Origin of the sequence: Lishizhenia tianjinensis (genome assembly GCF_900116425.1) — a bacterium.
In the GTDB taxonomy this organism is placed as follows: Bacteria; Bacteroidota; Bacteroidia; order Flavobacteriales_D; family Crocinitomicaceae; genus Lishizhenia; species Lishizhenia tianjinensis.
This window is the reverse complement of the sequence record NZ_FPAS01000001.1, coordinates 907,273-934,022: the sequence shown is the minus strand read 5'-3', so window position 1 is coordinate 934,022 and position 26,750 is coordinate 907,273. Positions and strand designations below refer to the sequence as shown.

Annotated in this window: 23 protein-coding genes; 8 read left to right on the top strand and 15 right to left on the bottom strand. The window is 37.2% G+C overall.

Annotation, left to right across the window (positions count from 1 at the left end; translation table 11 throughout):
• Positions 1–2: 2 nt before the first annotated feature.
• Positions 3–1,040, top strand: a complete 1,038-nt coding sequence (locus BM327_RS04400) for a glycosyltransferase family 2 protein (RefSeq protein ID WP_090246769.1) — start codon at positions 3–5, stop codon at positions 1,038–1,040.
• Between the two features lies 1 nt (position 1,041).
• On the opposite strand, the gene BM327_RS04395 is transcribed toward BM327_RS04400, so the two are convergent.
• The 3 genes from BM327_RS04395 to BM327_RS04385 are packed head-to-tail and all read right to left on the bottom strand — an operon-like array spanning position 1,042 to position 3,567.
• Positions 1,042–2,529, bottom strand: coding sequence for a porin family protein (locus BM327_RS04395; RefSeq protein WP_090246766.1), 1,488 nt, complete (start codon positions 2,527–2,529; stop codon positions 1,042–1,044).
• Positions 2,526–3,077, bottom strand: a complete 552-nt coding sequence (locus BM327_RS04390) for an RNA polymerase sigma factor (RefSeq protein ID WP_090246762.1) — start codon at positions 3,075–3,077, stop codon at positions 2,526–2,528. The genes BM327_RS04395 and BM327_RS04390 overlap by 4 nt, the downstream gene beginning before the upstream one ends.
• 55 nt (positions 3,078–3,132) lie before the next feature.
• Positions 3,133–3,567, bottom strand: a complete 435-nt coding sequence (locus BM327_RS04385) for a hypothetical protein (protein WP_139230247.1) — start codon at positions 3,565–3,567, stop codon at positions 3,133–3,135.
• 51 nt (positions 3,568–3,618) lie between these two features.
• Here BM327_RS04385 and BM327_RS04380 point away from each other — a divergent pair, with 51 nt between their 5' ends.
• Positions 3,619–4,308 (top strand): DUF4294 domain-containing protein, encoded by a 690-nt coding sequence (locus BM327_RS04380; protein ID WP_090246758.1) that lies wholly within the window; start codon positions 3,619–3,621, stop codon positions 4,306–4,308.
• Positions 4,309–4,335: 27 nt separating this feature from the next.
• On the opposite strand, the gene yajC is transcribed toward BM327_RS04380, so the two are convergent.
• The 4 genes from yajC to BM327_RS04360 are packed head-to-tail and all read right to left on the bottom strand — an operon-like array spanning position 4,336 to position 7,126.
• Positions 4,336–4,644, bottom strand: coding sequence for a preprotein translocase subunit YajC (gene yajC, locus BM327_RS04375; protein ID WP_090246756.1), 309 nt, complete (start codon positions 4,642–4,644; stop codon positions 4,336–4,338).
• Between the two features lie 13 nt (positions 4,645–4,657).
• The gene (locus BM327_RS04370) at positions 4,658–5,050 is read right to left on the bottom strand and encodes a DUF1573 domain-containing protein (protein ID WP_090246754.1); all 393 of its coding nucleotides are present in this window, start codon (positions 5,048–5,050) and stop codon (positions 4,658–4,660) included.
• A gap of 22 nt (positions 5,051–5,072) precedes the next feature.
• Complete coding sequence (locus BM327_RS04365; RefSeq protein ID WP_090246752.1) at positions 5,073–6,020, bottom strand: transcription antitermination protein NusB; 948 nt, start codon at positions 6,018–6,020, stop codon at positions 5,073–5,075.
• A gap of 8 nt (positions 6,021–6,028) precedes the next feature.
• A complete protein-coding gene (locus BM327_RS04360; protein WP_090246749.1) occupies positions 6,029–7,126 on the bottom strand; it encodes a Glu/Leu/Phe/Val dehydrogenase dimerization domain-containing protein in 1,098 nt (365 codons plus the stop codon).
• 100 nt (positions 7,127–7,226) lie between these two features.
• On the opposite strand from BM327_RS04360, the gene BM327_RS04355 reads away from it, so the two are divergent.
• The 3 genes from BM327_RS04355 (at position 7,227) to BM327_RS04345 (ending at position 12,811) form a co-directional block, all read left to right on the top strand.
• The gene (locus BM327_RS04355) at positions 7,227–9,014 is read left to right on the top strand and encodes an ABC transporter ATP-binding protein (RefSeq protein WP_090246748.1); all 1,788 of its coding nucleotides are present in this window, start codon (positions 7,227–7,229) and stop codon (positions 9,012–9,014) included.
• A 14-nt stretch (positions 9,015–9,028) separates the two neighbouring features.
• The gene (uvrA, locus tag BM327_RS04350; RefSeq protein WP_090246746.1) at positions 9,029–11,827 is read left to right on the top strand and encodes an excinuclease ABC subunit UvrA; all 2,799 of its coding nucleotides are present in this window, start codon (positions 9,029–9,031) and stop codon (positions 11,825–11,827) included.
• Positions 11,828–11,941: 114 nt separating this feature from the next.
• Positions 11,942–12,811, top strand: a complete 870-nt coding sequence (locus BM327_RS04345; protein ID WP_090246744.1) for a hypothetical protein — start codon at positions 11,942–11,944, stop codon at positions 12,809–12,811.
• A 35-nt stretch (positions 12,812–12,846) separates the two neighbouring features.
• On the opposite strand, the gene BM327_RS04340 is transcribed toward BM327_RS04345, so the two are convergent.
• Positions 12,847–14,259 (bottom strand): TlpA family protein disulfide reductase, encoded by a 1,413-nt coding sequence (locus BM327_RS04340; protein ID WP_139230246.1) that lies wholly within the window; start codon positions 14,257–14,259, stop codon positions 12,847–12,849.
• Positions 14,260–14,267: 8 nt separating this feature from the next.
• Positions 14,268–14,735 carry a pantetheine-phosphate adenylyltransferase gene (coaD, locus tag BM327_RS04335; protein WP_090246741.1) on the bottom strand — a complete coding sequence of 156 codons (468 nt, stop codon included), beginning with the start codon at positions 14,733–14,735 and terminating at the stop codon, positions 14,268–14,270.
• A gap of 248 nt (positions 14,736–14,983) precedes the next feature.
• On the opposite strand from coaD, the gene BM327_RS04330 reads away from it, so the two are divergent.
• On the top strand, positions 14,984–15,205 hold the full coding sequence (locus BM327_RS04330) for a hypothetical protein (protein ID WP_090246739.1): 222 nt from the start codon (positions 14,984–14,986) through the stop codon (positions 15,203–15,205).
• On the opposite strand, the gene BM327_RS04325 is transcribed toward BM327_RS04330, so the two are convergent.
• Genes BM327_RS04325 through BM327_RS04305 form a run of 5 tightly spaced genes read right to left on the bottom strand, consistent with a single transcriptional unit; the run spans position 15,192 to position 20,136 of the window.
• Complete coding sequence (locus BM327_RS04325; protein ID WP_090246737.1) at positions 15,192–16,301, bottom strand: endonuclease/exonuclease/phosphatase family protein; 1,110 nt, start codon at positions 16,299–16,301, stop codon at positions 15,192–15,194. The two genes, BM327_RS04330 and BM327_RS04325, sit on opposite strands and share 14 nt — an antisense overlap.
• Complete coding sequence (locus BM327_RS04320) at positions 16,291–17,196, bottom strand: rhomboid family intramembrane serine protease (protein WP_090246734.1); 906 nt, start codon at positions 17,194–17,196, stop codon at positions 16,291–16,293. The genes BM327_RS04325 and BM327_RS04320 overlap by 11 nt, the downstream gene beginning before the upstream one ends.
• 1 nt (position 17,197) lies before the next feature.
• Positions 17,198–17,929, bottom strand: a complete 732-nt coding sequence (locus BM327_RS04315; protein WP_090246731.1) for a rhomboid family intramembrane serine protease — start codon at positions 17,927–17,929, stop codon at positions 17,198–17,200.
• Entirely contained in the window at positions 17,926–19,800 is a 1,875-nt protein-coding gene (gene mutL, locus BM327_RS04310; protein WP_090246728.1) for a DNA mismatch repair endonuclease MutL, read from the bottom strand. The genes BM327_RS04315 and mutL overlap by 4 nt, the downstream gene beginning before the upstream one ends.
• Entirely contained in the window at positions 19,801–20,136 is a 336-nt protein-coding gene (locus tag BM327_RS04305; protein WP_090246726.1) for a hypothetical protein, read from the bottom strand. It abuts the gene before it with no gap.
• Positions 20,137–20,276: 140 nt separating this feature from the next.
• Here BM327_RS04305 and BM327_RS04300 point away from each other — a divergent pair, with 140 nt between their 5' ends.
• Positions 20,277–23,204: a serine hydrolase domain-containing protein gene (locus BM327_RS04300; protein WP_090246725.1), complete on the top strand. Its 2,928-nt coding sequence runs from the start codon at positions 20,277–20,279 to the stop codon at positions 23,202–23,204.
• A 27-nt stretch (positions 23,205–23,231) separates the two neighbouring features.
• Entirely contained in the window at positions 23,232–24,368 is a 1,137-nt protein-coding gene (bshA, locus tag BM327_RS04295) for an N-acetyl-alpha-D-glucosaminyl L-malate synthase BshA (RefSeq protein ID WP_090246723.1), read from the top strand.
• Positions 24,369–24,373: 5 nt separating this feature from the next.
• Here the strand turns inward: bshA and BM327_RS04290 are convergent, their stop codons facing one another.
• Positions 24,374–26,536, bottom strand: a complete 2,163-nt coding sequence (locus tag BM327_RS04290) for a T9SS type B sorting domain-containing protein (RefSeq protein WP_090246721.1) — start codon at positions 26,534–26,536, stop codon at positions 24,374–24,376.
• Positions 26,537–26,750: the final 214 nt, after the last annotated feature.

Sequence of the window (26,750 nt, the reverse complement as noted above, 5' to 3'; positions counted from 1 at the left end):
ACATGTCAAATGCTAAGGTTGCCGTTGTCATCTTAAATTGGAACGGAAAAGCTTACCTCGAGCAATTTTTACCTTCTGTGGTTCAATTTTCAGAAGGACATCAAATTATAGTGGCAGATAATGCTTCTACGGATGATAGTGTTGCTTTTTTAAGAGAACATTATCCTTCAATAGCGATAATAGAAAATGCCAGCAATGGAGGTTTCGCCAAGGGGTATAATGACGCGTTGAAACAGGTGGATGCCCAATATTACGTTTTGTTAAACTCTGATGTTGAAGTAACAGAGAATTGGGTAGACATCATGCTTGCGCAATTGGAAGCTTTGCCTAATTGTGTGGGAATACAGCCTAAGGTATTGGCCCACCACAACAAGAATGTTTTTGAACATGCAGGTGCTGCCGGTGGCTACATCGATAAAAATTACTATCCTTTTTGTAGGGGTAGAATTTTTGGAGAGGTTGAAGATGATAAGGGACAGTATAACGGTGTGCGAGAAGTATTTTGGACGACTGGTGCTTGTATGCTAATAAAGTCTGAGGCCTATCATGAAGTAGGAGGATTAGATGAAGACTTTTTTGCGCACATGGAAGAAATTGATTTATGCTGGCGTTTAAAGAATAGAGGCTATGCTTTCTATGCGGCACCCGATGCTGTGGTCTATCACGTTGGTGGCGGAACTTTAAACTACGAGAGTCCGAACAAAACCTTTTTAAATTTCCGAAACAGTTTGTATATGATACATAAAAATTATGGAGGTATACTTCCATTATTTATGTTGAAACGCTTAGTGTTAGACGGAGTTGCTGCCTTACAATTTGCTGTTAAGTTCAAGTTTAAACACCTGTGGGCTATCGCTCGTGCGCATTTCCAATATTATCGAGAAATAGGAAAATTGCAACGTAAAAGGAAAGCTTTACAACAAGCTACAAAGAATATTGATTCAAATCGTTCTGGATTTTACACAGGGAGCTTGTTATATGCACGTTTCTTTAAAGGTATCACTGCCTTTTCGAAATTAAATCAACGCTTGTTTAAGTAGTTTAGAAGTTGTACTGAATACCCAAACCGAGACTAAAACTCGTTTTGGGATCTATACGTGTTTCTTGGTATATCAATCTTGATTTCGGGTTGTAATTTACTTGTATCGGTAAAATTATATCCAAGTTCCCAATTTCATAAGCAAGGGTATTGCGCAGCATAAAGTTAACCGTGAATGGATTCGCAATCAATCCTTCAATATCTCCATTAAGTCGTGTAAATCTTAAGTCTGCTCCCAAGTTGGTAGTTAGTTTAATATTCTCATTTCCATTTGGGTTTAAGATGAAAGTTCTCCCCACACTGATAGGAAGATTAAAGTAGTTTACGGTACTTCTTAGTTTATTAGAAATAGTAGCTGTTGTACTATCATTGTAGGTAGTATAATTCGTATCGATGATATTGTTGAAAGTATCATAGACATAAGTTGTATCTATATATTGAAAATAATTTGTGTAGCTACTGTCGTATGCGTAAGTTGTATTTCCTTTATGGAATTGAGCGCCTAGTTGTAAGTTGTATTGATCATATGCCTTTAATAGACCATAAATTTGATAAGCAATTATTGATTGGTAATTGAGGGTAGCTGTATTGGTTGCAGCTCCGAGTTCTGTGAATTCTCTAGAAGTAGGAAGTGAAGGTAAACCAACATCAATCCCCACCCCGTAACCAGTCAATAAATTAGAAGCTTTGGATTTTTCTTTCTTCTCCTTGTTCGTTTCTTCCTTTTCTTGGTCTGATTTTTCGTCCTCACTTTTTTCTTCTTCTTGGTCAACTAATTCCGTTACCGTGCTGTCTTGCACATTTTGTTCGCCATTTGTAATGGGAGCTGTTGAACTATTCGCATTTTCTTTTTCTGAAGTGTTTTCTGCGCGTTCACCATTTTCGATTTTTTGTCCATTGGCTTCGGTTGGCTGTTCCTTCTCTTGTGCTGAGTTTTGGGAAACTGTATTTTCCTTTCCAGAGTCAGAAGCCTCTTGTGCCTGAGTGGTATGCGTTGTTTTAGTAGAGGAAGATGGAAGTTTTTCGGACGCAGAGGATGTTTTATTAACCTTAGTTGAATTTGGTTTTGTAGCTCCTAATTTTTCATTATTCAACTGCGTATCTGTGGTAGCTGTATTTAATACCTCTTCACTCGTTAATTCGGGTGATACTTTTGCTTCGTTAAGGGTTGTCTTGTCATTTTTTGAAGTTGAAGACAATACCCCAGAAGTAATTTCTGATTCCGTTTTTTCTACTGTCCTACTTTGATGCGTTGTGATTTTGTGATCACTTAATCCGTTTTCCAGGGAGTTGTTATCCTTTAAAAAGAAATACGCCGAAGCTGAGAGTAGAGAAAGTAAAAGAAGGGTAAGTAAAAACAATCTGCGCACATTCGTCTTAGGAAAGTTCAGAGCATCGTCTATAGCACGCTTAGCATGCACAGGTGGTTTTACCTCTGCAGCAAGCATCTTCTCTTTGAAAAGATTTTCTATGTTGTTTTTCTTACTCATGCTCTTTCTGCATTTACTAATGAACTCAGCTTTTCTTTTAACATCCTTTTCGCTTTCATTAACTGCGATTTAGATGTATTTACCGATATGTCTAAATATTCTGCTATTTCTGTATGTTTTAAATTTTCAAACACAAAGAGATTAAATACGGTACGGTATCCATCGGGTAAATCTTGAATGAAACCTAAAAGCTGTTCATAGGATTGCTTGTTATTCTCTTCTATTTCAAAATCTACTTCATCCTCACTGAGAATAAGGTTGTTTTCGATGGGTTCAAATTTCTTTTTCTTTCTTAATTCGTCTAATGCTGTATTTATGGTTATACGTTTGATGTACGCTCCAATAGAACCTGAAGGATCAAATTTATCTCTACTATTGTAAAGTTTTATAAAGCTATTTTGAAGTACGTCCTTAGCTTCATCCTCATCTTTCATATAGCGCAAAGCAATGGCATACATACCTGGTGAATAGGCATGGTAAATCTTGTCAAAGGCTCTTTTTTTTCCTTTGCAAAAGTCTTTTAATGTCTTTGCACTAATTGCGCTCAAATGCGTGGTTTTTGATTTAAGTACTCAGCTCCTTTTAAAGGGTTGCCCGAAAATATTAATTATTTAAACATTTTCTTACTTTTTTCTGATGCGCCTCTCTTTCTTCGAGGGTAGAACTGGGCTCTGCAGTGATGGTTTTACACTTAAGGTCTATGTAATCAGAACGTTGTAAAAGCTGGTCGAGCTCTTGGTCGCTTAAGTTATTTTTACCCAAAGCTTGTGTTAAAGAATCAAGGGCTTTAACGCAGTTACAAAAGTCCCACTGTTGTCCAAAGTTTTTTTCAATTTCAATTTTTTCCTCTGTTATAGATGCAGGACTTTCTTCTTTATTGATGAGGGTGTCTAAACTTTCAAGCTCTCCATCGGGTACAATTATTTGAGGTTTGTTTTCGTTAGTATCTATAAAGGTGTTACCAAGATCACCAGAAGATGGATTTGAGGCATCGTTCTTGCAACTTGTAAAAATGATACTAAAAAAAATAAAACTCATCAGAATTTTCATAACTTGAGAACTATTGTTAACACCTTAAAACTAGGGATTATGTTTGCAAAAATTAAACAACTACCCATATTTCTTCTGTTTTTAAATGGAGTTTGGGCTATGGGGCAGCAGAACCTTAACCTCCAAGAGGATACGGCATTTGTATATAACCAGGAATTCGAGGAAATAAAATGTATTCCGAATTATCAGAAAGAATATAACCGTCTATTGCGCAAAGTCCGTAAAGTTTATCCTTTGGCTTTATATACCAAAGAGGTAATTGATTCTTTAGATTTGGAGATGGCTTCACTCAATAAAAAAAGAAAGCAAAAGAAATTGGTTAAGCAAACCCATAAAGATTTAAAGGCCGATTTCAAGTTTTTACTAAAGGATTTGTATAGGAGTGATGGGGTAGTATTGGCGAAACTCATTTACAGAGAAACGGGAATGAGTATTTACGATATTATATCGAAATACGAATCCGAATCAAAAGCTTCAACCTTTTCATTGATTGCTCAGGCCTGGGATCAAGATTTGAAAATGAGATATGATCCTGAAGACAAAGACTATATTTTAGAACGCGTCATAGAAGATGTAAATGCCGGTTTGGTCAAGTTTGATTTCACGGTTCACCTCCTGGATAAATCGGAATACAAACTAAAGAAAAAAGCCTATGTTGAGCGTAGGAAGGAAGCTCGGAAGAAGAATAGACAAAGAAGAAGACAACAACGAAAAAAGGGAACCCAATAGGTTCCCTTTTTTTTATCTGTTAAAAGCTTATTTCGCTGTAGCAGCTAATGTATCTTGAGCTCCAGAAGAAAGTGCTGATTTTTCAACTCTCAATTTTGTTGAACCTTCGCATTCTAATAATACTGTAGATTCAGCAACTTCTAAAATTTTACCATGGATTCCTCCAATAGTTACCACTTTATCTCCTTTTGTTAGGCTCTCTCTAAATTTCTTTGCCTCTTTTTGTTTTTTCATTTGAGGTCTGATCATGAAAAAGTAGAATACTACTACCATTCCTAAAATCATAAGAAGAGATTGCATGCTTCCTCCACCTGATTGTAATAACATTACGTTCATTTCGTTTGTTTATTTAGTTTATAACGTTTGCTTTAATTAGTACAGTATGTCCTGAAGGTTTTGTGTTTCCAGAAATTGTTACTGTTTTTGTAAAGGTACCCGGACTAAAGTTCTTGGTGTCAATTTTAGCCACTGTACTTGTAGATTCTCCCGGTGCAATTGGGTCTGACGGTTTATCAGTAACCGTACAAGAGCAACTTTCCTTTACATCCGCAATAATCAAAGGAACATCTCCTGTATTTTTAATAGAGATTTCAGCTTCAATTACTTCGCCTCTTGCAACATCTCCCATATCAACTACTTCTTGAACTTCCATTGTAGTTTTTTCACCTATCATAGAGGTGTTTTCAGAACCACAAGAAGCAAGGATGAAGAGCATCGCTAAGAATAAAAATTTTCCTTTCATTATTTTTTTTGCGCTAATATAATTAATTCATTAAACCGCGACCTATCTTATTGATTTGTCCGTCGGCTTCAAGTCGTGCAATGGCCTTATCAAGTACTCCGTTGATAAATACATTACTTTTTGGTGTACTGTAGAATTTAGAAATTTCGATGTATTCGTTCAAAGTAACTTTTACTGGAATATTGTTGAATTCTTGTAATTCGGTAATGGCCATTTCCATTAACAACACATCCATACGTGCAATTCTATCCAATTCCCAGTTAGAAGTTAACTCGTCAATTAATTTCAAGTTTTCTTCTTCTCTTTTAATCGTTTTCTTTAAAAGTGTACGTACAAAGTCTTTCTCATCGATAGGATCTTTGTAAAGTGGCATGATATCGTTGGCACCTTCTTCCTCAAAACCTTTCAAAGTTTTGATCACCATAGTTGCCGCTAAATCTATATCATCCAACCAGTGTATGCTCTTTTCTTCAAAGAAAGAGTAGAGGTGATCGAAATTTGCAATTTCAGTTTTAAAAAGGGCAATCAAGAAGTTTTTATCTTCTTCAAAACCTGTGTTTCCGTTGTTCATGAATTCAAAGAAAGTTTCAGACTCACGAATGTGTAAGAACATCTTTCTAAAAATTTCACGTTCTGTGTCTCCCACCCAGTTAACGGTTCTTTCCTCAGAAGCTTGAATTAACATGTAGTTGTCTTCCAACATGGCAATCACCTTGTTTTCTACAAACTTCATGTTTGGGTTTAAATCTTCTTCTTTTGGTAAAATCTTTTTCTTATTCTCTTCGATACGGTGTTCAGCAACGTTTTTCAACTCTGCAAAACCCAATAAGAAATAAAGGTATAGATCGTAAATACGATCTATAGCCTCCATCATTTCTTTTTCTGCTCGAATTACACTTTCCTTATCACTTTGATAATAAGCGTAGAGTGATTGTAATACCTTTATTCTTAAGTGTCTTCTATTTAGCATACTAATTATTACATCGGTAATTTAACCTTACCTATTGATTGAATTCTTTCTTCTGCCATTTTGTTTGCAATAGCAAATGTTGGCGTGTTCTCTGAGCTAGATCTCTTAACAATGTTAGAGATAGTTGAGTAAATCTCTTCTGCTTTGCTCATTGCCCACTCCGAAGATAAACCTTTTACCTCTGAGTAACAATTAATAACTCCACCTGCGTTTAAGGCGTAATCTGGAGCGTAGATAATTCCTTTCTGACGAACGATTTCTCCGTGGATGTTTTCGTCTGCCAACTGGTTGTTTGCAGCTCCTGCAATAATAGAACACTTCAAACGCTCTAACGTAGCATCGTTTACTGTTGCTCCCAATGCACATGGTGCGTAAATATCCATGTCTACGTCATAAATCTCATCTAATCCAACTACTGTAGCTCCGTATTCTTTAGAAATTCTTGCTAAAGCTTCTTGGTTAATATCCGTAATTACAACGTTTGCGTTTTCTTCTGTTAAGTGTTTTACAAGGTATTCTCCTACGTGACCAACACCTTGAACAGCTACCGTTTTTCCAGCTAAACTATCAGAACCAAATTGTTCTTTAGCACACGCTTTCATTCCCATGTAAGTTCCGTAAGCCGTAACTGGAGAAGGGTCTCCACTACGTCCTGGTAATCCGGCAACATGCTCTGTTTCCATGTTTACCCATGACATATCTTGTGGGTTAATACCAACATCTTCAGCTGTTATGTACTTACCTGCTAAACTGTTTACGAATTTTCCGAATCTTCTGAATAGGGCTTCAGATTTCATAGTTTTAGAATCACCAATGATAACGGCTTTTCCTCCTCCTAGATTTAACCCTGAGATTGAGTTTTTGTAAGTCATACCTCTCGAAAGTCTCAAAACATCGTTCAATGCTTCCATTTCATTGTTGTACATCCACATTCTAGTACCACCTAGTGCTGGACCTAAAACTGTGTTGTGAACAGCTATAATAGCTTTCAAGCCTGTTGCATTGTCATTACAAAATAATAACTGCTCGTGGCCGAACATAGACATTTGTGCTATGACTGGATTATCAGCCAAATTTGTCGCACTCATTTCCTTTACCTCAATCATTTCAATACTGTATTAAATAGAATCTTTATTATTCCAATTCTTTGCCTAATTTTGTCTTCCGTTGAAGTCAAAACGCGGTGCAAAAATAGAAAATTAAAACATGAAGTCTCTCAGCTATCTCAACAAATATTTCTTAAAATACAAATGGCAATTACTTTTAGGAGTCTTATTTATTATCATTCAGAACGTTCTAGTGATAGAGATGCCAGAGTTGGTAAAGGATGCTGTAAACGACTTTCAAGAAAAAATAGCCGCCAACGAAACCATAGATAATATAGCCTGGTTGGCTTTTAGCTTAGCTGGAATGTACTTTTTATTATCCCTTACCAAAGGGATTTTTCTCTTTTTTACGCGCCAAACAATTATCAAAGTTTCTCGATATGTGGAGTACGATTTGAAAAACGAAATCTATGAACACTATCAAAAGTTAAACTTCAATTTTTACAAGCGTAATTCAACGGGAGATTTATTGAACCGTATTTCAGAAGATGTTTCGAAAGTAAGAATGTATCTAGGACCAGGGGTGATGTACACCGTGAACCTAGTGTTCTTATTTAGTTTCATATTTTGGAGAATGTTATCCATTAACGTAGAATTAACGTTATGGGTGCTTACGCCTTTGCCCATTATGTCATTCATGGTCTATAAGGTGTCAGACAGAATGAACAAGCAAAGTGAGCGCGTTCAACGCGAGCAATCTAAATTGAGTTCTATTGTTCAAGAAACGTTTTCAGGGGTTAGAGTTTTAAAGGCCTATGGAGCAGAAGAAGGGTTTAACAAAATCTTTAATGAATCCAATGAAAACTATCTCAAACGCAACATGGATTTGGTATTTACCAATGCCCTGTTTATGCCAACCATAGTTTTTTTAATAGGTATCTCTACAACCATTACCATTTTTATAGGAGGGAACATGTACATCGATGGGGTGATTACTAACCCGGGTGTGATTGTACAGTTTGTAATGTATGTGAATTTGATGACTTGGCCTTTTGCCTCTGTTGGATGGGTAACCTCTTTAATTCAACGTGCGGCAGCGAGTCAGGAAAGAATAAACGAGTTCTTAAAGCAAGAACCAGACATCGTAAATCCTACCCAAGAAGTGCTGGATTTCCAAGGAAACATAGAATTTAACAATGTAACTTATACGTATCCAACCTCTAACATTACGGCTGTAAAGAATTTGTCTTTCACTATAAATAAAGGAGAAACTCTGGCCATTTTAGGAAGAACAGGTTCTGGTAAGTCGAGCGTTATTCACTTATTGATGCGCCAGTTTGATCCACAGGAAGGTGAGGTGTTGATAGATAACAAGAACCTAAAAGAGGTAAATCTAGAGGAGTACCGCAAGGATACAGGTGTGGTTCCTCAAGAAGTTTTCTTGTTCTCAGATTCTATTGCCAATAATATAAAGTTTGGTTTAACCGAAGATAGAGATGCTTCGCAAGAGGAATTGGATGAAGTGACCAAGCAAGCACACGTTTACCACAATATTGTTGACTTTAAAGAGGGATATGATACTTTGTTAGGAGAACGTGGGGTGAATTTAAGTGGAGGACAAAAACAACGTATCAGTATTGCGAGAGCATTGATGCGTAAACCGAAGTTTTTAATCCTAGATGATTGTTTATCTGCTGTAGATACGGAAACGGAAGAAATCATCCTTTCCAACTTAAAACCTCAAATTGAAAAAAATACTACCTTAATTGTTTCTCATAGGGTAAGTTCTATACGTAATGCCGACAAAATTATCGTGTTGGATGACGGAGAAAAAATAGAAGAAGGAACCCACCAATCGTTGATGCAACTTAATGGTATTTATGCCGAGATGTACCAAAAACAATTATTGGAAGAAGAAGAGAGCAAAAAACAAGTAGAGAACAATTAAGACCTTAGAGCTACATGAAGGAACAACATATACACATTAAGGGTGCGCGCATGCACAACCTCAAAGATGTAGAAGTTAAAATTGAACATGGAAAATTAACGGTGATTACAGGTCTTTCTGGATCGGGTAAATCATCCTTAGCGTTTGATACCTTATATGCCGAAGGTCAACGAAGATATATAGAAAGTTTGTCGGCTTACGCCCGTCAGTTCTTGGGGAAACTAGATAAACCGGAAGTTGATTTTATCAAAGGAATATCTCCTGCGGTAGCCATAGAACAGAAGGTGAATTCTACAAATCCACGTTCTACTGTGGGAACCATAACAGAGATTTACGATTTCTTAAAAATATTGTTTGCCCGTGTGGGTAAAACCTATTCTCCCGTTTCTGGAAATGAAGTAAAGAAACACAATGTAAGTGATGTTTTAGATGCCATTAACGCCTTGGAGAAGGGAACCAGAGCTTTGGTGTTAGCGCCGCTTTTGAACATAGATAAATACGGAATAGACAGACAACTGAACTTGTTAAAAGATCAAGGTTATGTTCGTGTTTTATTCGATGGTGAATTGCACCAGGTGGTTGATTTAATAGAAAATCCTCCAAAGAAAGTAAAGGAAGGGTACTTGGTAATTGACCGTATCAAATCAGATAAAGACAGTGAGGAAAACATTTCACGTATAGGAGATTCAGTACAATTGGCTTTTGCTGAAGGAAATGGAACCTGTATCATCCAATTGCACGATACCAAAGAAGAATTAGAATTCTCTAACCGTTTTGAATTGGACGGAATGGAATTCGTAGAACCTACAGAGCACTTTTTTACCTTCAATAATCCTTTTGGAGCCTGTAAGACCTGTGAAGGTTTTGGAACCGTTATCGGTATAGATGAGTCGCTGGTAATTCCAGATAAATCTTTAAGTGTATACGAAGGTGCCGTTTTGCCATGGAACAGTGAGTCTATGTCGAAATACCTCAACGCTTTGGTGATGAATGCCGCTAAGTTCGATTTTCCTATTCACAAACCAGTAGAAGAGTTAACCGAGGAGCAATACGACCTGCTTTGGAATGGGAACAAGTATTTCGAAGGGATTAATGACTTTTTCGCTTTTGTAGAAAGTAAGAGCTATAAAATTCAATACAGAGTTTTATTGGCAAGATACAGAGGGAAAACCAAATGTACCGACTGTAAAGGAACGCGTTTAAGAAAAGATGCTTCTTACGTTAAATTGGGTGGAAAGAACATCCAAGAAATCGTTCTAGATTCTGTAAAATACAACTTGGAATTCTTTAGAAATTTAGAGTTGGGTGAACGTTATGAAATGGTAACCAAACGCGTTTTACCAGAAATTGTGAACCGTTTGGAGTTGTTGTCTAATTTGGGATTGAGTTATTTGACCTTGAATAGACAAGCCAATACCTTGTCTGGGGGGGAATCTCAACGTATCAATTTGGCCAATTCTTTAGGATCTTCTTTAGTGGGATCTATGTACATCTTAGATGAACCTTCTATAGGTTTACACCCAAAGGATACAGATAAGTTAATACAAGTTTTAAAGGACTTAAGAGACATAGGAAACACAGTAATTGTGGTGGAGCACGAAGAAGCCATGATGGAAAATGCCGATAGCATTTTAGATATTGGTCCTATGGCAGGAGTGCACGGTGGAGAAGTTGTTTTCCATGGTGACCACAAAGCCTTGATTGCCGAAGAGAGAAGTTTAACAGCTCAATATTTAACGGGTAAGAAAGTAATTCCTACACCTGATTATAGACGCCCCACCAAGGATAAATTGACCTTGAAAAAGGTATACGCCAACAACATCAAAGGCATGGAGGTAGATTTTCCATTGAACAATTTGGTGTGTGTTACAGGAGTAAGTGGTTCGGGGAAGTCTTCTTTGGTGAAGGATGTTTTGTTCCCTAAAATGAATGAAGTTTTGGGTATACATCGTGGTGAGATGAAGTATTCTGGAATTTTAGAAGGAGATACACATCGCATACATACGGTTGAGTTTATCGATCAGAACCCTATTGGTAAATCTTCGCGTAGTAACCCGGTGACTTATGTGAAGGCTTTTGACGATATACGTGATTTATTTAGCAAGCAACAACTTTCAAAAATACGTGGTTACAAACCAGGTTGGTTTAGTTTCAACGTAGATGGCGGTAGATGTGAAATGTGTGAAGGAGAAGGTGAAATTACCGTTTCTATGCAGTTCATGGCCGATGTACACTTAAATTGTGAAGCGTGTAACGGAACGCGTTTTAAACAAGAAACCTTAGAGGTAGAGTATAAAGGTTATTCTATTGCAGATATTTTAGCTTTGGATGTTGAAAGCGCTTTGGAATTATTTAAAGAAGGAACAACGCGAACAGAGGAGAAAATCGTTGAAAAACTTCAACCTTTGTTTGATGTTGGACTCGGTTACTTGAGTTTGGGTCAGGCTTCTTCTACCTTATCTGGTGGTGAGGCACAACGTGTGAAATTGGCATCTTTCTTAATTAAATCAAGAAACCCAAAACCTACACTTTTCATCTTTGATGAGCCTACAACAGGACTCCATTTTTACGATATAGAAAAGCTATTAATTGCCTTTAATGCCTTGATAGGAATAGGACACTCGGTTATTGTGATTGAACACGATATGGATGTTGTAAAATGTGCGGATTATGTCATAGACTTAGGTCCAGAAGGCGGAGATAAAGGCGGTAACTTAGTTTTTGCCGGAACTCCTGAAGATTTGGCCAAATGTAAAGATTCGCATACAGGTCAATTTTTGAAATTGAAACTCGAAAAGGAAGCGAAAGTATAAAATGAAAAGGAAGCCCTCAAAATGATGAGGGCTTTTTTATTGTGTAGATTTTGTAGTTGGTAATAAAATCAGGATTCTATCGTTTGTTCCCTAGAAATCAAACTTAATTCAGATATGATAACCACCCAAACTCTTGTAAAAAGGCTTTTGTCTATTTTACTTCCTATATTCTTTTTTACTGCTCAAGTTTACAGTCAAAAATGGTATCTGAAACCGAGCTTTTCTTATAAGTACAACACCTTAGAAGCAAATCAAGATATGTCTTTTGAGCTGATAAAAGATTATGCTCCTATAAATGTATATCAACCGGGGTCTTTTTGGGGGCTTTCAAGTCAATTGGGTATAGCTCTCGGGGTAACATTAAAGGATAATAAAACCAATATAGAATTCGGCGTTTACCAAGATGCGGCAGGAAGAGCTTTTGGCTATGAGCATTTTGCTATGATAGAGAATGCTTCAGGTATGTATTTTACTTCCGTAGGTCCTACCAAAGCGAAGGGAAACCTAACGTTGATTACTAATAGGTTGGGAGTTGCTGTAGAGCGACAACTAAAAAAGTATAAATATGTAAGTATTGCTACAGGAATAAGCACGGGCGTGTTCTTCAATTATAGTGATGTTAAATATGCGCCATTTTTTGTTGATTATAGCGGGTCATCCTATGGACAATTAAACCCTGATATAGAACTCTTAAATTATGAAAATTTGCCTTCGAGGTTTTACGGAATAAGACCCTATGTGCAATTAAATGCTGGGTTAGAGTTTTTTAATAAAAAGGGGAAATTAATCTGTGGAATCAATTTTAAGTACACTCAAGGTTTTGGAGATTTAGCTCATTTCACCGATAGGTTCACCTTGAGAAAGGATAATCAAATTTATCATGTAGATTACAGTAGTTACTCCAAAGGCTCTGGTTTTTATGTAGAGCTCAATAGGAAGTTTCAGCTTTTTCCTTGGGTTAAATTTAGGTCCAAAGCGAATTGATATAAAAAATCCTCCCCACAGTAGGGGAGGATTTTTTATGGTTTTAACCTGCTAATGGCGTGTAATTGTCTTTCTATGGTTTTGTACTCTCCATTGGGTTTTGGTCCCAATGCTGGTGCGGCAACTATGTAACCGTGTATGTCTATTAATACATACTGGGGAAAGGTTTGAATTTGGAAATCATGGATGATGTCGTCATCCTTTTTAATCTCTACAATTTCCCATTGTATATCGTACTTCTTTTTTAGTTTCTCTACACTTTGGTTACTGTTGTTTACGATGAAGGTGGTAAATTGTGTAGTACCTCCATATTTTAAATACAGGGCTCTCAATAGCTCTAATTCTGCCATAGAATTTTTAATGTCTGTATTTACAAAACTTACGTAATGATATTTCCCCAAGTAATCTCCTTTTTGTTTGGTGATATCATTTTGGGTAAATTCAAAATTTGGAGATCTTACACCAGGTTTTAACTCCGTCAATCGCTTGCGCATGTTTTTCGCAATCTCTTTGTGTTCTTCGAAAAGTGCAAAACCTGCCAATGAATCCAATACGTTTAAAATAGGTACTTGTGGATAATCCACATTGTAATACAAATCACTCATCATATTGATAAGGACCAATTCTCTCACACGCAAATTGTGTTTTACCTCGTAAACATTACCTAGGGCATTCATAAGTAATGTTGGACTAGATTGTAGCAAGGCATTATAGAAAACTTGTTCTTTGGTTCTGCTTAAATTGTAATGAAAGTTTTCGTAGAAGTTTAAAAAGTATTCCATATACCTGTCATTAGTATAGCTTACGGTATAAGGTTTTAGGTAGAAGTCAAACTTTTGTAAACGATTACTTGCACCTATAAAACTTAAATCATCTAAACTCGCTAAGCCGTAACGTCTGTATACCTCGAAATAAGAAGAAGTATCGTTTTTATACTTTTCTCTTATTTCTATATTGAAGGTATCCAATTTGTACATGAATTCTCTGGCTCTTACATCGGTTCTTCTAAAGTTGTTGCGTAAGAAATCCAAAATCTCTTCATCGTATTCTATGATTTTGTAATTGATGTCTGTTTCGGGTAATCCTCCAAAGAAATATTCCACCAAATTCCCTTCTGGTCGTTCTGGATTGTAGGGAGATTTATCTTTAACGTACAAATCGTATTTCGCATTGGGTTGCACGTAAGTGTAGAAATAATTGTTGTTGATTTTAACCTTAATTTTTTGCGTTCCTATGTTTGGAAAACTCACGTTAAAGGTACTATCTGCTGATATATTACCACTTCCGATTTTTCTTTCATAACGGGTTAAGTAGTCTACTATTTCGTAAACTTCCACTGTTCCGCTCGGCATGTTTTGCGCATAGCCTTCTATATAAACTTCTTGTGCTTGTAGGTGAGTTATAGAACCCAGCAACACAAGGCTAATTAAGGACAGGATGTATTTCATATAATTCATTAAACGAGTAAATCTGGATTAGTTACGAATTTGTGTATTTCGCCTCCTGACTTATATATCTCACGTACAATAGTAGAATTTATTGCCGCGTACTCTGGAATTGTCATGAAAAATAAACTCTCTATGTCTGAGATCTCCAAGTTCATCTGTGCAATACTGCGTTCATAGCCGAAGTCTTTAGAATCTCTAAGACCTCTCACCAAATATTGCGCACCTACTTCCTGACAAAACTTTACCGTTAGTCCAGTATAAGATTGTACTTTAATTCTAGGATTGTCTTCGAACAAAGAAGCTATGTGGGCCAAACGCTTGTCTGTATCAAACAAGTATTGTTTGGATGTATTGATACCAACACCTATGATGATTTCATCAAAAAGTTCTATGGCTTTTCTTACTACGCTTTCATGACCTTTGGTAAAAGGATCGAAAGACCCTGGAAATACTCCTCTTTTTATTGTATGACTCATAGTATCGTGTTTGTAAACAAAATTAATGAAAGGTTTTAACTCGGCTTCGTCTAATGGATAGAAATCTTGAACCCAGGTTGAATTAAGACAGCGCTAGGGGTAGAAAGGGTAGTGCATGGGCTTTACGACATTGACAATGAAAAGTAAAAAGCGACCAAAGAAGCTCTTTTACTTTGCTTTTGGAAAGGAGAAAAAGACGATGAACTACAACTGTATGACCCGCTTGAGCGCCCTAAAAAATAAAATAAATGAAAAATGTAAGTTGTGAAATGTATGATGTGTACGAGCGTTTGGCCATGCATAAAACTCCTTTGCGTATGTATTTAAAAGCTGCTGCAGGTGAACGCGTTATTGAGGGAGTCCTGGTTAATTTTCGCGTATTGGAAGGTGTAGAGCATGGGTATTTGGAAAATGGGGAACACTTTCCATTGATAGATATACTGCGCTATGAAGAGCTTAAGGCAGAGTAATTTGGGTTGAAATGGCGTAATGATCGCTAAAGGCCTGTTCTTGTACCTTAAAATGTTGAGAACCCAATTTAGTATCGTGCCAAATATAATCGATTCTACCTGCTGGTAATTTCCCCGCGTAAGAACGACCCAGACCTTTGCCAGCATTTCGAAATGCATCCGTGTACACTTTATTAAAGAGGTTGTAAGTATGCGAAATTGGAGGGTCGTTGAAGTCACCACAAATTACCACAGGATAGGGGGATGCTGCGGCATGGTTGAGTATGAGCACTGCTTGTTCGGTGCGCGCAGGGTAGGCCTCTTTGAGTTTTCTTACCGTTGTTTTTAAGCGTAAAAGATTGGTTTCTTCATCGTCTTCTAAGTTGAAATTGACATCCTCATCTTTGATTTTTACACTTTGTAAATGGGTGTTGTATATGCGTAGAGTATCCTGTTTTACTTTGATATCTGCATAGATACAATAGTTGGTTGCAGATGCTGGAAAGCTCACTTCACCTTTGGAAATAATGGGGTATTTAGAAAAAATACTGACGCCAAAGTTGCGTTTTTTATTTTGTTGAAAGCGCACGCGCTCATGATATTCCTTACTACCTAATATTTTCGTAAGGGTCTTCTTGGTATTGAAAGGTGTATTTCCGTCTGTATAAAAGTATTCTTGCAAACAAAGTACATCTGGATTTTCGGTTTTAATGAAATTCATGATGCTGTCTTTGTTGGCGTAATCATTGGCTTGAGAGGAAAGGTAGAAGTCGAACAAACGCACATTATAACTCATTACTTTTAGCGAGTTCTCTGTAACCGTTTCCGTTTGTCCCCACCCAAAATTGATGTAGCGCAAGTGGAGTTTTCCACCCAAGAGAAGGACGAGCAGGGGGAGTAGAAACCACTTTGATCTTCCCAAGGTGAAATAGACCAAAAAGAGTAAGGTAAGTACAAGAAGTACGGGGTAAACCAAACCAAAAAGCGGCAATATCCAAAGCGTTTTTGGAGGAATATAAACGCTTACATAGCTTAAAAGTAGAGCTATACTGGTTAACAATGCAAAGAAATGCATCAACAACCTTAGGGAGAAAAAACGTTTTTTCTTATTTGACATTTCTGCTGTATTCGAACAAAATCTCTTTTTCGCGTTTGGTCAAACTATCGTAGCCCGCTTTTTTAATTTTTTCTAGAATAGCATCTACTTGTTCTTGTTCTATATTTTTGAACTCGTTGTACGCTTCGTCTGATCGGGTGTTGTAGTCTTTGTTTTTGACCACCTTCATTTTTGTACGTTTAACCTTAGGCCTTTTAGATTTACTAAATAAGTTCTCTAATCGGGTAATAATGTTTTTGGGAGATCCCAAGTTTTGTACAGACAGGTAACCAATTAAGGTTCCTCCTAAATGCGCAAAATGCGCAATTTGATCGTCTTTACTGATGTTGATGAGATCTGATAAGAGGTATAAACCTGCTAAAATGATAATGCGAACGGGTAAAATTCCAAACAAGTGAACAGTAAGGTTAGGCCTGTAAAAAGCTACAGCCATAAAGATGGCCATAACAGATCCAGAAGCTCCCACCACATAAATTCCTGAGTTTTGTAAACCTGGGAAAAGTTGGTGGGCGATGATTTGTACCAAGCCTCCTACAACTCCACCAAGTAAGTAAGTATAAAGTAATTGTTTGCTGGTGAAAAACTGCTCAAACATACGACCTACAAAGAAGAGGACCAACATGTTCATTAGTAAATGGTAAAAGCCAAAATGGGCAAAGATACTTGTGAACAAGCCCCAAGGGTGGGTGACTAAACCTTTTAAATCTCCATGCAATACAAAGATTTGGTTCAATATGTTGTGGGTGTTTAGCTGCGCAGAATAACCCATTAAACCAGCAAAGGATAAAGCGACGTTAATCACTAAAAATACCGCAAGGTTAATACCAATGAGCTTGATATACATACCTCCATAATTCCATTGGTATTTGATCTCTTCTGTAAAAGTTCTACTCATCTTAGTAAAAGTTAGTTCTCGATTTTTGCCAAATCTTTACCATGATAAATCCTATCAGAGCTCCGGCAATATGTGCCAAGTGAGCAATGTTATCTGTAGGGTTGTATTGTATGGTTTGTATAACCTCGTATACTAAATATATGCTCACAAAGTATTTGGCCTTTATGGGAACAGGGAAGAAGATTAACATGATTTCCATGTTCGGGAACAAGTAAGCTGCCGCAGCTAATATACCGAAAACTGCACCGCTGGCACCTATCATGGGTACGCTAAGCATTTGAACGTATTCTGTCATTTTAGGACCTGCATTGGTGTAAACTTTACCTTCAGAAAGAAGGTGGTGTACATCATGGTAATTGTAGCCTAATAAAGTTATCTCTTCTCTTACTTGTAACAATTCATAATACCCAATTCCTTGGTAAAGCACAAAAGCGCCTATTCCTGTAACGAAATAGAAAATGAAAAATCGTTTGGGGCCCCAAACTCTTTCCAACAAGTTACCAAAGAATACCAATCCAAACATGTTTCCAACAAGGTGCATCAAAGATCCATGCATGAAAAAGTGAGTTACCAATTGGTAGGGTTGGAAAAAAGGAGAACTAAAAACGTGTCCACCCAAATAATGTGTTATCGGAAAACCTTGTTGTTCACCAAAAACTGTAATGATAAACAAGATAACATTGATGAGTAGTAAATTCTTAGTTACGGGATGTAAATTGTTCAAGAAATTCATGCAAATCTTTTGGTTAATTCTTCCAAGGTTAAAGTATCAATTATTTTTAATCCGCTCGGACTAAACATGTGGTCTTCTGCTTGGAAGAGTTGTTCTATTAAGTAATCTTTTTCTTCTTCTTTTAGACCTCTATTTCCACTCATGGCAGCTGCTGAAGCCAAGGTTGAAATAAGAGAGTGCGCCAATTCTCCTTTATCGATTTCGTTGTGCGCAATTTTTTCGGTGATGGAATCTACTAAAATTTGTAGGACTTCATCTTGTACCAAATTCGGAATTCCTGCCAAGACCAATTTATCGCCTTCAAAGCTGTAGTGGAAGCCTAATCTTTCTAAAGAGGTTTTGTTGTTTTCCCACTCTAATCGCTCTTGTTTGGTAAGCTCCTGTTCAAAAGGGAAGAGGAGTTGTTGTGAAGCGATAGGGTTGAGCATGAAGTTGGCCATTAATTCATCATAGAGAACGCGTTCTTTGGCACGTTTGATATGAATGAGCATTACCCCCGATTTAATTTGTGAGAACAAGTATTTCCCATGTATCACAAATTGTTGTTTACCGGCCGCGGTTGTTTGTTTTTCAAAAACCTCCTCTTGTTGAGGTTGTGTTTCTTCTTCCTCGGCGATTTCATAGAAGTTTTCCCAGCTTTCTGTGCTTGGGGATAAGTTTCCAAAACCGTGCTGAGAGATAGCGTCTGACTTCTCGTATTTGGTAGCACTCACACTAGAGGCTGAACTAAAAGACTTAGAAGCAGATTTTGACTTCTTTTCTTCCTCGAAAGGATTGTAGTTGGGGTTAACTTGTATGGTTGGTTCTTTCGGCTCCTCATATTTGTAAGAAAGCGGAAGATCGAACTCTGTTTCACGGTTAAAATCCATGGTAGGAGCAATGTTGTATTTCCCCAAACCTAATTTAACTGCACTACGCAAAATAGAGTAAATGTATTTCTCTTCCTCAAACTTAATTTCTGTTTTGGTAGGGTGAACGTTCACATCAATACTGTGTGGATCTACCTCTAAAAACAAAAAGTAAGATGGGTGAGTTTTGGCAGGAATCAAATTATCGAAAGCCGCAGTTACCGCATGATTGAAGTAACTGTGCTTAAAGAACCTATTGTTTACAAAGAAGTATTGTTCACCTCTGGTCTTCTTTGCAAATTCTGGCTTTCCTACAAAACCTGATATTTTTACGATATCTGTGTTCTCTTCTATTGGAACTAATTTATCGTTGAATTTCTTTCCAAAAACATCTACGATACGCTTGCGCATATTGGCCGCGGGTAAATCGTGTATGATGCTATCGTTATGAACTAATTTAAAACCAACATCACCATGAGAAAGCGCAATACGTGTAAATTCTTCTACGATGTGTTTAAATTCTACTTGGTCTGATTTTAAAAAGTTTCTGCGGGCGGGAACATTGAAGAAAAGGTTTTTTACACTAATGCAAGTACCCGTAGCTCCAACACATTCTTCTTGGTGAATCACCTTACTGCCTTCTACATAAAGCTCACTAGCTAAATCACTTTCTTCTTGCTTGGATTTTATAGTTAAATGAGAAATTGCTGCTATGGATGCTAAGGCTTCTCCTCTAAATCCTTTGGTGGTTAAAGCAAATAAATCGTCGGCATGTTGAATTTTACTAGTAGCATGGCGTTCTATACTCATGCGCAAGTCAATTTCAGACATTCCTCCACCATTATCTATTACCTGAAGTAAAGTCTTTCCAGCATCTTTCACTACTAATTCCACAAAAGTAGCGCCTGCATCTATGGCGTTTTCTACTAGTTCTTTTACTACAGAGGAAGGACGTTGTATAACCTCTCCGGCTGCAATTTGGTTGGCAATGTGATCTGGTAATAATCGAATAACTTCGCTCATTTACTTCTGGTCTATGTTTATAATATCTGACGAAAATGTGTCTAATGTGCCAAATATATAATAGCAAATGAGAATAAGAATACCCAAGATGATGAGAAGTCGAACATTTGAAGCCCTCGATTTAGTTTTATACTCGTCTTGAATAGAAAATGAATTCTGCATACGCGTTTTTACTTTGTTCCTATATGCTTCATCATCTGTTACTTCTCCTTCTTTTTCACTATTGTAGCGGTCTACCATGGCTTGCAACTTCTCTTTGCGTTCGTCATAGTAACGGGGAGCGTAATCAAATTTTTTATTTCTGTTGACTTTTATAAATCGAATGCGTTCTAGCATGATACTTGTAATTTTTGTGCGCAGATGTGCGTTATTTCATCCTTAAACAAAGTTAAGGGTTTCCTGCATTTAACCCTCTTTTGTGAACAATTATTATTCCATCTGGTCGTGGCTGACACAACGACAGTTATTTTTACAGTATGCAAAGAAAAACTAAAACTACAGGACTCATATTAGGACTTTTATGTCTTACGTCATGGTACACCCTTACCAATTTTGTATTTGTTCCTGAAGAGGAGCAGCCAGCTTTTTTATCACAAAAGGATAATTGGGCACAAAACACCTTAGATTCTTTGACGTTGCGACAAAAAATTGGACAGTTCTTTATGTTGGCGGCTTATTCGAACAGAGATGAAGCTCATCTTTTAGAATTGGAGAAGCACGTTACCGAAAATGAAGTAGGTGGTTTTATTTTCTTTCAAGGAAACCGTAAGGATACTAAAGAGAACATAGAGCGTTTGCAAGCGAAGTCGGAAATTCCCTTATTGATAGGTATGGATGCTGAATGGGGGGCGAGTATGCGTTTGAAGGGTGTAGAACGTTTACCTTATCAAATGACTTTGGGAGCAGCCAATGATGAAGACTTGACAAGAAGAGAAGGAGAAATCATTGCAGAAGAATTAAGAACTTTAGGGATACACATCAACTTTGCACCTGTCGTGGATATTAATTCAAATCCAAATAATCCTGTAATAGGTTTTAGAAGTTTTGGTGAACAAGCAACAACGGTTTCTAAATTAGGTTATGCCTTTGCAACCGGTATGGAAAGCGCTGGAGTGATGTCGTGTTTAAAACATTTTCCTGGTCACGGAGATACGGATGTAGATTCACACAAAGGCTTACCTACCATAACACATTCTAAGGATGAAATCATGTTAAGTGATATAATGCCTTTCAAGTACGGTTTTAACAAAGGATTACCAAGTGTGATGATCGCTCATTTAAATATTCCCGCTTTAGACCCAAGTGGTACACCAGCGAGTTTATCTAAGCCTATAGTAACCGATTTATTAAAGAATCAATTGAATTATAAAGGGCTTATTTTTAGTGATGCCTTAAACATGAAAGGTGTTGCTGATTTTTATGGCAAAACAGAGGTAGTTGTAAAAGCCTTTAAAGCGGGTATAGATATTTTGTTGTTTCCAGAATCTGTAGAAGATGCTATGAACGCCATTGAAGCGGAAGTGAAGGCTGGTAGAATTAGTATGGAAGATGTAAATGAACGCTGTTTAAAGATTTTAAAAGCAAAGCAACATTACATTCCGAAAAATGGTCCTTCAGCTACAAGGATTACAGCCATAGACAAGGAATTGGTAAGTAGGGATATCTATAAACAAGCACTAACCCTTATTAAAAATGAAGGTGATATTTTACCTTTGAAAAAGATAGATGAAAAGGTGGCTTTGGTGAACATAGGAACGCGTTCTTTCCAATTTACCAAACGTTTCAAAGACTACTGTAAAGCTGATGAATACACGGTTTATTCTGGAACGGAAGCACTGGAGAAGTTTGACAAAGATGCTGGCTATTCTACTGTGTTTATAAACATCTACGCCACTTCTATGATAGGAAGAACAGGATATAATTTTCCTATAGCCTGGCAAGATTTCACATCTGCATTGCCGGATAGTGTAAACGTGATTTTAAGTGTTTACGGTAATCCTTATGTAATCGGTGAAGTAAAAAATCTAGAGAACATTGATGCCATCGTTTTAGCGTATGAAAATAACCCAACAGTGCACGATATATCAGCACAACTTTTGTTTGGTGCTTTGGGGTATAGAGGACATTTACCTGTATCTGTATCAGATGCATATAAAGCAGGAATTGGAATTCAAACGGAAGGTGGTTTGCGACTTTCTTTTGTATTGCCTGAAGAGCTTGGTTTAGATCGCTTGAAGTTAAGAGAAATTGACAAAGTGGTTGAAAATGGAATTAAAGAAGGAGCTTATCCGGGGAGTCAGGTTGTAGTAGCTAAAGATGGAAAAGTGTTTTACCAAAAGTCTTTTGGACATCATACCTATGCTGCTAAAACAAAGGTAGAAGATGATCACATTTACGATTTGGCTTCCATTACTAAAATAGCTTCTTCAACCTTGGGGTTAATGGGACTTGAAAGCCAAGGGAAGTTTGATTTGAACGAGAAATTGAACACTTATATACCTGAAGTTACTTCTGTAAGTGCTGCTTATGGTAACATTGTTATCCGTGAAATGATGGCGCATCAAGCCGGACTTGTAGCGTGGATACCTTTCTACACCAAAACCTTGGAAGCTGGTGCGTGGAACCCCAACTATTTAAGTTCAATTCCTAAGGATGGTTTTGAAACCCAAGTAGCAGAGGACTTATATATTTCCGATACCTATACAGATTCTATCTACAAGAAAATTTTAAATACTTCCTTAGGACCCAAACGTTATAAATATTCTGATTTAGGTTATTACTTCGTAAAGAAAATTATCGAGAAAATAGGGAATGCTCCTTTGAATAATTACATGGAAACAAATTACTACAGGGCTATGGGCTTACCTACAATGGGATATTTACCTTTAGCGCATCATTCGAAGGAAATTATTGTTCCTACGGAGAATGATCAGATTTTTAGAAAACAATTGATACATGGTTATGTTCATGATCAAGGAGCAGCTATGTTAGGTGGTGTGGGTGGACATGCAGGACTGTTTTCTAACGCAACAGACTTGGCTGCTTTGATGCAAATGTTTTTAAATGGAGGAGAATATGCAGGGCAAAGATTTGTAAGTGAAGAGGTTGTAAAAAAGTACACCGATTGTCAGTTTTGTCCGACCAATAGAAGAGGGGCAGGATTTGACAAACCAGTAAGAGATTTGAATGGTGGCCCAACCTGTAACTTGGTATCTTTAGAAAGTTTTGGTCATTCTGGATTTACGGGCACTTTGTCGTGGGCGGACCCTTTTAATGGGATAAACTATGTATTTTTATCGAACAGAATTTACCCTGATGCAGAGAATCCGAAGTTGGTCCGCATGGATATTAGAACAGAGATTCAGCGTATTATTTATGAAGCGGTAAACGCTGCTGAAATGTAAAAGATTGGTACTTAGAAGATAAGACATATGAAAATAGGTATAGTGTTATATCCAACCTTTGGAGGGAGTGGAGTTGTTGCTACAGAATTAGGTAAAGCTTTGGCCCGAAAAGGACATGAAATTCATTTTATAACATATTCTCAGCCGGTAAGATTGGGCTCATTTAGAGAAAACATTTATTACCACGAAGTAGCGGTAAGTGATTATCCGCTTTTTGAATACCAACCTTACGAGACGGAGTTGGCCAGTAAGTTAGTAGACGTGGTTACCCACGAGGAATTGGACTTATTGCATGTTCACTATGCCATACCTCATGCATCGGCTGCCTTTATGGCGCAGCAAATCTTGCAAACGAAGGGAATAGATATTCCTTTTATAACCACTTTACACGGTACAGATATCACCCTAGTAGGGAAAGATCCTTCTTTTGAACCTGTAATTACTTTCTGTTTGAATCAATCAGATGCAGTTACTGCCGTTTCTGAAAGTTTGAAGAAGGATACTTACGAACACTTCGATACGAATAGAAAAATTCATGTTATTCCCAACTTTATTTGTTTGGAAGAATACAACAAAGATTTCAATTTAGATATTCGAAGAAGATATGCTCAAGATAACGAACGTATTATTTGTCACGTCTCAAACTTTAGAAAAGTAAAAAGGGTAGAGGATGTGGTAAAGACTTTTAAGAAGATTAATGAAAAGATACCTTCTCGTTTACTCTTAGTAGGGGATGGTCCGGAGCGTTTTAACGTGGAGAAATTATGTAGAGAGCTTGGTACTTGTGATCGCGTAATAACGGTAGGTAAGGTAAGAGATACTTCACATGTTGTAGGCTTGGCAGATTTATTCCTACTTCCCTCTCAAACCGAAAGCTTTGGTTTAGCAGCTTTAGAAGCCATGGCTGCCAATGTTCCTGTAGTTAGTTCAAATACAGGAGGTATTCCAGAGGTGAATGAACATGGTTTTTCTGGATACCTAACTGATGTAGGGGATATAGAGGAGATGGCGCGCTACAGTATAGAAATATTAGAAGATGATGAGGTACTGAAAAAGTTCAAGGCCAATGCGAGTTCACAGGCCGCGAAGTTTTCGTTAGATGCGGTACTTCCTATGTATGAGGATCTCTACAAAGAAGTATTGGCCAATCATCAAAAAAGCTAGAAAGATTACATCAACAGGGTAATTGTACCTGTTTTTTGTTCCACATATGCCGAGCCGGAGCGACTGTAGGTTAACTTCCATACGTAGCTTCCGTCTTGGCATATTTGGTTATGGTAAGTACCGTCCCAAACATCCTCTTTACTGTAACCGGAGTAGATCAATTCACCCCATCGGTTGTAAATTTGCCACTCAAATCGATCAAAATCATCCGTTGTTTCAAATTGAAAAGTATTGTTGTGTCTGTCACCATTGGGTGTAAATGCATTAGGGGCAAATACATTGGTATAACAATCCTCAACAGCTACATAGATTTCATCTGTAACACTCTCGCAATTATTGGTAACGGTTACCGTGTAGTACGCGCTTTCATCCACCCAAATCGCATTATTCGTACTTCCATCTGACCAGTAATAGTTTACACTTTCGTCAGTTGACGCTGTCAATTGGAATTGGCTTAGACTACAAATTGTAGTGTCATTTCCTAAATCAATATTTAACGGTGCGGTATAGTTTACTACAACCGAATCCGAAATTGTACATCCTATGTAATTCATATTTACAGCATAAGTACCTGGTGATTGAACTGTGTAATTTGCTGTTGTGCCTCCATCTTGCCAAAGAAAACTACCATTAACATTACTTGTTGCAACTATTTCGAATGTTTCGTTTGGACAAAGCGTAGTGTCTTCACCTAAATAAAGCTGAAGTTCTGGAACTACTACTATTTCAACTGGGAAATCTTTACTTTGACAAGTATTGCTTACATGTAAAACAAGACTTTCTGTTTGATTAATCACTTTATCTATACTTGTACCGTCATTCCATTCGGCATTAAAATTTCCTTGAGGAAGGGCAAGTAAGAGTTCCTCTCCAAAACATAAAGTGGTATCGGTAAAACCTTCAAAAGCAATACTATCTATTACATCAACTTGGAAGGATGTGTTTGTACTGCAAAAACCATTACTTGTTTCTACGCTATAGTTTCCTCCTACAGTAATAAGGTAGTTTGGGGAAGTACTTCCATCATTCCATGCGTAGTTGTAAATTGAAGGCAATTGAATGGAATAGCTTTCGTCAAAACACAGGGTAGTATCATTCAGGTTTATTTTAGGTAGTTCTTCTACAGTAATTTGCATTTTTTCAGTAACAGAACAGTTGTTCTCGTACATGGTGTAAGTTATCTCTTGAGTTTCACTCACGCTTATACTTGATGAGGTGGAGTTATTTTGCCAATGAAAGTTGTAATTGTTTTGCGGAGAATGAACGAGGAGTGTATCACCATAACAGATGGTGGTATCCATGGGTAATTCAGCTGTATACGCTTTGAAAAATTCAACGTTATAAGCATAATTGAAAATAGAGTCGTGTGTACTTACTTCAACGGTGTAAATACCGGAACTATCTATAACCTTAGTATGACTCGTTGAATTATCATTCCAAAGGTAACTTGCATTTGAGAAATTAAGATCTATGGTATAGTTGCCTGATGAACATAGCATGGTGTCGAAATAATAGGTAGGGTAACTAACTTCCTCCAATTGTATTTGATCTATCCCCATTCGCAATGCACCATCTAATGCATAGGAAGTAATATTTAAGTTGGCATCATCATCTTCGGGGAAAAACTTAAACGTATGCGTATTTTGAGAGGCGATAAAAAGTATTTCTCTCATCTCCCAGTTTAATTGTAAATCGTTGTAGGCAAGGTGACTTGTACTTATTGCTGAAGTACCAATAAGCGAGTTGTCTAGGAAAACACTCCACGCTCCTGTAGTGTCTAAGCAGTTTTCTTGTTTAACCACGGTTTGATAAAAGCTCAAACGGTACGTTTTTCCCGGTGTAAAACCAGAAACTGTTTGCATAATACCTTCGTGAAAGTTATTGCCACGAACGCCCGAAATGAAATTATTACTGATGTAGGGATTACCTGCAATTCCCGTGGACAACATAGGACCTAAATTATTGGTCATGTCAGGTGTATCACCCAAACCTTGAAAATTAGGGTTTACCTGGCACAACGGATCTGTTGCCGGTACATTTTGCCATGATGAAGGTAGGGTGGATAAACCAAAACTGGTGTTTCCTGTAAAGTTAGGATTCGAAAAATTTTGGGCAAAAATTGCCTGTGTTGATACGGTTACCAGTATCAAGAATAATAATACTCTCAAATCTCATGTTTTAATAATACGCTCTGCAAACATAGTAAATCAATGCGCGTATTTGAGCGATAATTATGTGAACTGTATTAGAAATTCGGTGAGTGTATCTTATTGTTTGTTAGCTTATTAAACGTTGTGTTTTGGACGATATTCGTTTCTGGATTGGCACAAAAGACACCTACGTTGTTGTTGTAATTTTGGATTTGAATATCTTGATTTTTTC

Coding starts and splice junctions, on each gene's coding strand:
- BM327_RS04395 (WP_090246766.1), bottom strand. CDS start 2,529: ATGAGTAAGAAAAACAACATAGAAAATCTTTTCAAAGAGAAGATGCTT.
- BM327_RS04360 (WP_090246749.1), bottom strand. CDS start 7,126: ATGATTGAGGTAAAGGAAATGAGTGCGACAAATTTGGCTGATAATCCA.
- BM327_RS04330 (WP_090246739.1), top strand. CDS start 14,984: ATGAAAAATGTAAGTTGTGAAATGTATGATGTGTACGAGCGTTTGGCC.
- BM327_RS04315 (WP_090246731.1), bottom strand. CDS start 17,929: ATGAATTTCTTGAACAATTTACATCCCGTAACTAAGAATTTACTACTC.
- mutL (WP_090246728.1), bottom strand. CDS start 19,800: ATGAGCGAAGTTATTCGATTATTACCAGATCACATTGCCAACCAAATT.
- BM327_RS04380 (WP_090246758.1), top strand. CDS start 3,619: ATGTTTGCAAAAATTAAACAACTACCCATATTTCTTCTGTTTTTAAAT.
- BM327_RS04345 (WP_090246744.1), top strand. CDS start 11,942: ATGATAACCACCCAAACTCTTGTAAAAAGGCTTTTGTCTATTTTACTT.
- BM327_RS04385 (WP_139230247.1), bottom strand. CDS start 3,567: ATGAGTTTTATTTTTTTTAGTATCATTTTTACAAGTTGCAAGAACGAT.
- BM327_RS04365 (WP_090246752.1), bottom strand. CDS start 6,020: ATGCTAAATAGAAGACACTTAAGAATAAAGGTATTACAATCACTCTAC.
- BM327_RS04325 (WP_090246737.1), bottom strand. CDS start 16,301: ATGTCAAATAAGAAAAAACGTTTTTTCTCCCTAAGGTTGTTGATGCAT.
- BM327_RS04400 (WP_090246769.1), top strand. CDS start 3: ATGTCAAATGCTAAGGTTGCCGTTGTCATCTTAAATTGGAACGGAAAA.
- coaD (WP_090246741.1), bottom strand. CDS start 14,735: ATGAGTCATACAATAAAAAGAGGAGTATTTCCAGGGTCTTTCGATCCT.
- yajC (WP_090246756.1), bottom strand. CDS start 4,644: ATGAACGTAATGTTATTACAATCAGGTGGAGGAAGCATGCAATCTCTT.
- BM327_RS04370 (WP_090246754.1), bottom strand. CDS start 5,050: ATGAAAGGAAAATTTTTATTCTTAGCGATGCTCTTCATCCTTGCTTCT.
- BM327_RS04340 (WP_139230246.1), bottom strand. CDS start 14,259: ATGAAATACATCCTGTCCTTAATTAGCCTTGTGTTGCTGGGTTCTATA.
- BM327_RS04305 (WP_090246726.1), bottom strand. CDS start 20,136: ATGCTAGAACGCATTCGATTTATAAAAGTCAACAGAAATAAAAAATTT.
- BM327_RS04300 (WP_090246725.1), top strand. CDS start 20,277: ATGCAAAGAAAAACTAAAACTACAGGACTCATATTAGGACTTTTATGT.
- BM327_RS04320 (WP_090246734.1), bottom strand. CDS start 17,196: ATGAGTAGAACTTTTACAGAAGAGATCAAATACCAATGGAATTATGGA.
- bshA (WP_090246723.1), top strand. CDS start 23,232: ATGAAAATAGGTATAGTGTTATATCCAACCTTTGGAGGGAGTGGAGTT.
- BM327_RS04355 (WP_090246748.1), top strand. CDS start 7,227: ATGAAGTCTCTCAGCTATCTCAACAAATATTTCTTAAAATACAAATGG.
- uvrA (WP_090246746.1), top strand. CDS start 9,029: ATGAAGGAACAACATATACACATTAAGGGTGCGCGCATGCACAACCTC.